At 72.1% G+C, this 6,350-nt stretch carries 6 protein-coding genes; 5 read left to right on the forward strand and 1 reads right to left on the reverse strand.

All coding sequences use genetic code 11. The features are described 5' to 3' along the window. Positions 1-143: 143 nt before the first annotated feature. The 3 genes from D7X12_RS37920 to D7X12_RS37930 are packed head-to-tail and all read left to right on the forward strand — an operon-like array spanning position 144 to position 2,732. Positions 144-1,658 carry an acetyl-CoA carboxylase biotin carboxylase subunit gene (locus D7X12_RS37920; protein ID WP_120630051.1) on the forward strand — a complete coding sequence of 505 codons (1,515 nt, stop codon included), beginning with the start codon at positions 144-146 and terminating at the stop codon, positions 1,656-1,658. Between the two features lie 38 nt (positions 1,659-1,696). Then, positions 1,697-2,206 (forward strand): acyl-CoA carboxylase biotin carboxyl carrier protein subunit, encoded by a 510-nt coding sequence (locus D7X12_RS45215; protein ID WP_120630052.1) that lies wholly within the window; start codon positions 1,697-1,699, stop codon positions 2,204-2,206. A 4-nt stretch (positions 2,207-2,210) separates the two neighbouring features. Then, complete coding sequence (locus D7X12_RS37930) at positions 2,211-2,732, forward strand: YfbM family protein (RefSeq protein ID WP_120630053.1); 522 nt, start codon at positions 2,211-2,213, stop codon at positions 2,730-2,732. 12 nt (positions 2,733-2,744) lie between these two features. Here D7X12_RS37930 and D7X12_RS37935 read toward each other — a convergent pair whose 3' ends face one another. Further along, positions 2,745-3,533, reverse strand: coding sequence for a TSUP family transporter (locus tag D7X12_RS37935; RefSeq protein WP_120630054.1), 789 nt, complete (start codon positions 3,531-3,533; stop codon positions 2,745-2,747). Positions 3,534-3,636: 103 nt separating this feature from the next. Between D7X12_RS37935 and D7X12_RS37940 the strand changes: the two genes are divergently transcribed. Together D7X12_RS37940 and D7X12_RS37945 are read left to right on the forward strand one after the other, a co-directional pair. Beyond that, a complete protein-coding gene (locus D7X12_RS37940; RefSeq protein ID WP_120630055.1) occupies positions 3,637-4,449 on the forward strand; it encodes a hypothetical protein in 813 nt (270 codons plus the stop codon). 117 nt (positions 4,450-4,566) lie between these two features. Continuing rightward, the coding region (locus tag D7X12_RS37945; protein WP_120630056.1) for a DUF4388 domain-containing protein at positions 4,567-6,350 on the forward strand (1,784 nt) is incomplete at its 3' end.

The raw sequence follows: 6,350 nt of genomic DNA on the forward strand, positions 1-6,350 counted from the left end.
CCCGCCCCAGCCCCCGGAGCCGGACGAGGATGACCGCTTCGTGGAAGCGAAGCTGGCCCAGGCCAAGCAGCTGATGGCCCAGTACCTGAACCTCCGCAAGTAGGGCAGGCCAAACAGGGGCGCCCCATGCTACAGGGGCGCCCATGCCCAAGATCCGCAAAGTGCTCGTCGCCAATCGCGGCGAGATCGCCATCCGGGTAATGCGCACCTGCAAGGAGCTCGGCATCGCGACGGTGGCGGTGTTCTCCGAAGCAGACCGCTCCGCGCTCCACGTCCGCACCGCCGACCAGGCTTATCTCGTAGGGCCCCCGCCCTCGCGTGAGAGCTACCTCGTGCAGGAGCGCATCCTGGAGGTCGCGAAGCAGTCCGGCGCGGACGCCATCCACCCCGGCTACGGCTTCCTCTCCGAGAACGCGTCCTTCGTGCGCGCCTGCGAGAAGGCCGGCATCATCTTCATCGGTCCGCCCGCCGCCGCCATGGACGCCATGGGCGAGAAGACCCGCGCGCGCGCCAACATGATCCAGGCCGGCGTGCCCGTCGTCCCCGGCTCCACCGAACCCATCAAGACGCCCGAGGAAGCGCGCGAGTACGCGCAGCAGATCGGCTTCCCCATCATGCTCAAGGCCGCAGGCGGCGGCGGTGGCAAGGGCATGCGCCGGGTGGAGGGCCTGCACGACTTCGACTCCGCGTGGAGAAGCGCCAAGAGCGAGGCGATGAGCTCCTTCGGCAACGACTCGGTCTACATCGAGAAGTACCTGGAGAAGCCACACCACGTCGAGATCCAGGTCTTCGCCGACCAGTACGGCAACACCGTCCACTTGAACGAGCGCGAGTGCTCCGCGCAGCGCCGCCACCAGAAGGTGGTGGAGGAGACGCCCAGCCCCATCCTCACGCCGGAGCTGCGCGCGAAGATGGGCGAGGTCGCGGTGAAGGCGGCCAAGGCCGTCAACTACGTGGGCGCCGGGACGGTGGAGTTCCTGGTGGACGTGCACCGCAACTTCTACTTCCTGGAGATGAACACCCGCCTCCAGGTGGAGCACCCGGTGACGGAGTGGGTCACGGGCCTGGACCTCGTGGCCATGCAGATCCGCGCCGCGGAAGGGGAGAAGCTGCCCCTCTTCGAGGCCCCCGAGCCGCGCGGCCACTCCATCGAAGTGCGCGTGTACGCGGAGGACCCCGCGCGCAACTTCATGCCCAGCCCCGGAAAGATTACCCACCTGCGCGTGCCGGGCGGACCGAACGTGCGGGATGACTCGGGCGTGTTCGGGGGCTTCACGGTCCCCAACTTCTACGACCCGATGATCTCCAAGCTGTCCGTGTGGGCGCCCACGTGCGCGGAGGCCATCGCGCGGGCGAAGCGTGCGCTGTCCGAGTACGTGGTGAAGGGCATCACCACCAACATCCGCTACCTGCACGGCATCCTGTCGCACCCGGAGTTCGTGGGCGGCGACTACGACACCAGCTTCCTCACCCGCGAGCACCCGACGCTGCTCGGCGACGAGGATCCGCAGCTGAGCGAGGTGGCGATGCTCGCGAGCACGCTGCACGCCTTCCAGCGCGACCAGAAGCGCGCGAAGACGCTGCCCTCGGGCGCGGGCGCCGGAGGCACCGGCCGCATCAGCCCGTGGCGTCTGGCGCTGAAGAACCGTCGCCGCTGATTGTCTTCCTGCCGCAAGCCCCCGGAAGGACCTCTTCAATGCGTTACTTCACGAAGCAGCAGGGCCAGAAGGAAGCGGTGCCGGTGGACCTGGAGTCCCAGGGCCAGGGCCGCTACCGGCTCACGTTGAATGGCAAGACGTTCCAGGTGGACGCGCTGTCGCTGGAGCACGGCTCGCTGTCCCTGCTGGTGGACGGCCAGTCGTACAACATCGAGTTCGAGGAGAACGGCGATGAGATCGGCACGCTCGTGCGCGGGCAGGTGAACCGCACGGACGTGGCGGACGAGCGCCGGCTGCGGATGCGCGCGGCGGCCGGCGGGTTCACCGTCGAAGGCCGGCAGGTCATCCTGGCGCCCATGCCCGGCAAGGTGGTGAAGGTGCTGGTCAAGGTGGGCGACGAGGTGACGGAGGGCCAGGGGCTCGTGGTCGTGGAGGCCATGAAGATGGAGAACGAGCTCAAGAGCCCCAAGGCCGGCAAGGTGACGGAGGTGTTCGCCAAGGAAGGCACCCCCGTGGAGAACAACGCGAAGCTCGTCGTGGTGGAGTAGCCCCATGGACATGCTCTGCACGCTGCGCAGTACCACCGAGGCGCAGCGTCTGGCCCTGCGCGAGGCCCCTCGCCGGTTGGAGGCCTTCCTGGAGGATGAGGAGGACTTCGGCGACGCGAAGGGCGCGGCGTTCCTGGAGCTGGACATTGGCGAGGCGTGGCACGGCCTCCAGTTCCTGCTCACCGGCACGGCGTGGGAGGGCACCCCGCCGCTGGACTTCCTGGTGCGCGGCGGCGAGGACGTGGGCGACATCCCGTCCGACGAGGGCACCGCGCGCGTGTTCCCCCCCGCCGAGGTGAAGGCCCTGGCCGAGGCGCTGAAGACGGTGCCGGAGGCCACGCTGCGCCAGCGGTTCAACCCCGCGACGCTCCAGGCGGAGGACATCTACCCCGGCACCTGGGAAGAGGAGGAGCCGGCGGAGGACGTGGATCCGCTGGAGGAGCTGATCTCCTACTTCGTGGAGCTGCGGAAGTTCACCGCCGCCGTGGCGAAGCGCGGCCACGCGCTGCTCGTGCACATCGGCTGAGCGCGGGCCCGCCTACGCCTCCGACCAGTTGAACCACACGTCGCGCCCCAGCTTGAGCACCAGCGCGGCCACGACGCAGAGCACGACGATGCGCACCAGCCGGTCGCCGCCCTTCACCGCCACGTGCGCGCCCAGCCACGCGCCGGTGAACTGCGCGGCGGCCATGGGCAGCGCCACCTTCCACAGCACCACGCCCCGGACCGCGAAGAGCGTCATGGACGCCAGGTTGGACGCGAAGTTCACCACCTTGGCGTCCGCGGACGCCCGCGCCAGCCCGTGGCCCAAGAGCGACGAGAACGCCACGATGAGGAAGGTGCCCGTGCCCGGGCCGAAGAAGCCGTCATAGGTGCCGATGGCCAGCGCGATGAGCGCGCCGATGGCCTGCGCGCGGGGCCGGGGCGAGGGCTCCACGCCGTCCTGCCGGGGCGGCGCGCGACGGAAGGCGAGGAACACCGCCACCGCGACGAGCAGCACCAGCACCAGCGGCTTGAGGACCTCCGGGCTCAAGAGCAGCACCAGCGCCGCGCCGCCCAGCGCGCCCAGCAGGCCGAAGGGGAACGTCACCTGCGCGAGCTTCTTGTCCACCAGCCCCGCCCGGGCGAAGCGGACGAGCGCCGCCCCGGAGCCGAACACGGATTGGCCCTTGTTGGTGCCCAGCGCGACGTGGGTGGGCAGGCCGGCCGTCAGCAGCGCGGGCAACGTGATGAGCCCGCCGCCTCCCGCGATGGCATCCACGAAGCCCGCGCTCAACGCGGCGAGGCAGAGCAACCCCAGCTTCAACGCGCTGACTTCCAGGTCCACGCAGGGCCCGCCTCCCAGCGGGTGGCGCCCGCTTATCACCCTGGCGGCGCGCCGTCCTGGCCGGTTGCTTGCGTCGCGCTGAAGCTTGGGGGTCAATGCGGTCATGCTCGCGACCCTGATGACCGTGCTGGCGCTGACGCTGGCCGCGCCGCCCTCGACGCCGGACGCGTCCACCGCCACGTGCCGCTCCATCGACGGGCACGTGTCCTGTGGCTATGCGTGCAAGTCGGATGGACAGCGGGTGCGGTGCGCGCAGACGCTCCAGGGGAAGTGTTCCGTCATCGACGGGCAGGCCGTCTGCTTCGACCCGCCGGCCTACGTGGTGAAGGCCTACGGCGCGGGTCTGCCGGAGTCGGAGTGCAAGACCATCGACGGGGTGGTGGGCTGCGGCTACGGCTGCGTCACCGACTTCGGCCAGGTGAAGTGCGCGAAGACGCCCGCGGGCGTGTGCCGGAGCCAGAGCGGCAACGTGACGTGCTTCGACCCGCCGGCCGCGGTGTTCGCGGTGTACGGCAAGCAGGTGCCGCGCGCCCAGTGCGTCAGCAACGGGATGCAGCTGGCGTGCGGCTTCAACTGCGTGAACGCCTCCGAGGGCGTGCGCTGCGCGAAGACGCCCGCGGGCGTGTGCAAGGCCCAGAACGGCACCGTCACCTGCTTCGACCCGACGCCCGCGGCGCTCTGCGCGTGGGGCAAGGGCCTGCCGGCGCCGCAGTGCAAGCTGAGCGAGACGGGCCCGGTGTGCGGCTACAACTGCACCACGGCCTACGGCAAGGTGGCGTGCTCGCGCACCCCGGCGGGCATGTGCAAGGTGTTCGACAGCGAGGTGTACTGCTTCGACCCGCCGGCCGAGCAGCAGGCCGACGCGGCCTGCCTGGCCAACGTGGGCCTGGCGGCGCTCGAGGGCGCCACGCCGTGATTCGACACGCCCCATGGGCTTTGGAGTCCCTGGAGGGCGCGTTGGCTTGGACCTTCGTGGGCGCGGCGGTTAAATTTCGTCACCCCGGAAGGCGCGGGATTGGGAGCAGGACGGCACATGGCGGAGGGTGAGGTCCGGCAGTACTGGGTCCGCAACGATCGGGGCACCACGTGGGGGCCCCTGACCGCGCCTACCATCGAGCTGCTCATCGACAGCGGCGCCATCCAGGGCAGGATCCAGGTCTCCAACGACGGCCTGCAGTTCGCCTTCCCGTGGCGCTTCCCCGAGGTGCGCGACGCGTTCCCCCGCGAGCTGTGGGGGGACGGCGCGCCCGCGTCGCTCCAGCAGTCCGCGTCCGGAGCCCCGCCTCCGCCCGGCCCCTCGGCTCCCGTCGCCGCGCCCGTGGCGGGTCCAGGCCCCGGTGCCGTGAACGCAGCGCGTCCGGCGGGGCCTCCGCCCACGGCCGGTCCCGGCGCGATGCGGGCCCCGGCACCGGCGGTCCGCGCGGGCGTTGATGCGTCGGGGCGTCCCATCGCCACGCAGGTGGCGGGCCCCGGCGCGCCACCCCGTCCGGGGGCGCCCGTGGTCGGTCCTCCGCCCGCGCAGGCCCGTCCGGTGGACCAGGTGCCGCAGGCCGCGCAGGCGGTGTTGGACGACGGGACCAACGTCGTGCCGCCGCAGGGCCAGCTCCAGCAGTACTCCCCGGTGCAGCTCTACGGACGCATCGCCGCGGGCGAGCACACGGGCCTGCTGACGCTCGGACTGCCGGACCGCACGCTGTGGGTCCACTTCCGCAAGGGCAATCCGGAGTTCGTGGACTCGTCGCACGCGGAGGATTCGCTCGGCGTGTCGCTGATGACGGCCCGGCTGCTGACGGCGGAGCAGCTCCAGCAGGCGGAGGGCTCGCGCGAACGCTTTGGTGGAGACCTGCTCGCGGCGCTCTTCGGCCTGGGCATCCTCCAGCCGGCGACGGCCTTCACGCAGCTCGCGCAGCGGGGAGGGGCGATCCTGGCCCGGGTGCTGCGTGCCGAGTCCGGCACCTTCACCTTCGAGGTGCGCGACCTGCCCTCGCAGAAGGCGATGCCGCTGGGCAACCGCTGGGCCGTGCTCAGCGACCAGGTGCGCCGCATCCCGACGTCGGACCTCAAGCGGCGGCTGGCCCCGGTGCTCCCGCTGCCCATCATGAAGTCCGGGGGCCGGGTGGCGGCCAGTGACCTGCGCCTGACGCCGCACGAGGTGCGCGCGCTCGCGTTCATCGACGGGGTGCGCTCGCTGGGACAACTCCTCCAGGACGTCCCGCAGGACGCCGACCACCTGCTGCGCCTCGCCTTCCTGCTCAAGGAGCTGAACGGGGTGTCGTTCGCGTCGGCCTCGCGCACGCAGGGGCCCACGGCCGCTGGAGCCACGGCCGCCACGCCTCCGCAGGCCGCGAGGCCCGCCGCGCCAGGAGCGCCGCCAGGGTCCACCGCCGGAGGTCCGGCACCCGTGGCCGCCAGACCCGCCGCGCCCGCGCATCCTGGAACGCCCACCGCCGGCCCTGGAGCGCCCGTTGCGGGTCCTGGTGGCGCGCCCCGGCCTGCCGGAGCTCCTGCGGGTACGGCTCCGACGGCAGGTCCTGGTGGCGCGCCTCGACCTCCGGGAGCCCCTGCGGGTACGGCTCCGGCGGCAGGCCCGGGTGCTGCTCCTCGTCCTCCGGGAGCCCCTGCCGGCGCAGCGCCCATGGCGGGCCCCGGTGCCGCGCCTCGTCCTCCCGGTGCCCCCGCGGGTGCCGCTCCGCTGGCGGGCCCTGGTGGCGCGCCCCGTCCTCCGGGAGCCCCCGCGGGTGCCGCTCCGCTGGCGGGCCCTGGTGGCGCGCCCCGTCCTCCGGGAGCCCCCGCGGGTGCCGCTCCGGCGGCAGGCCC

Origin of the sequence: Corallococcus sicarius, from assembly GCF_003611735.1 — a bacterium.
GTDB classification, from domain to species: Bacteria; Myxococcota; Myxococcia; order Myxococcales; family Myxococcaceae; genus Corallococcus; species Corallococcus sicarius.

Excerpts from the sequence above, each read along its gene's own strand:
- D7X12_RS37920 (WP_120630051.1), top strand. The coding sequence starts at position 144 with ATGCCCAAGATCCGCAAAGTGCTCGTCGCCAATCGCGGCGAGATCGCC.
- D7X12_RS37940 (WP_120630055.1), top strand. The coding sequence starts at position 3,637 with ATGCTCGCGACCCTGATGACCGTGCTGGCGCTGACGCTGGCCGCGCCG.
- D7X12_RS37930 (WP_120630053.1), top strand. The coding sequence starts at position 2,211 with ATGGACATGCTCTGCACGCTGCGCAGTACCACCGAGGCGCAGCGTCTG.
- D7X12_RS45215 (WP_120630052.1), top strand. The coding sequence starts at position 1,697 with ATGCGTTACTTCACGAAGCAGCAGGGCCAGAAGGAAGCGGTGCCGGTG.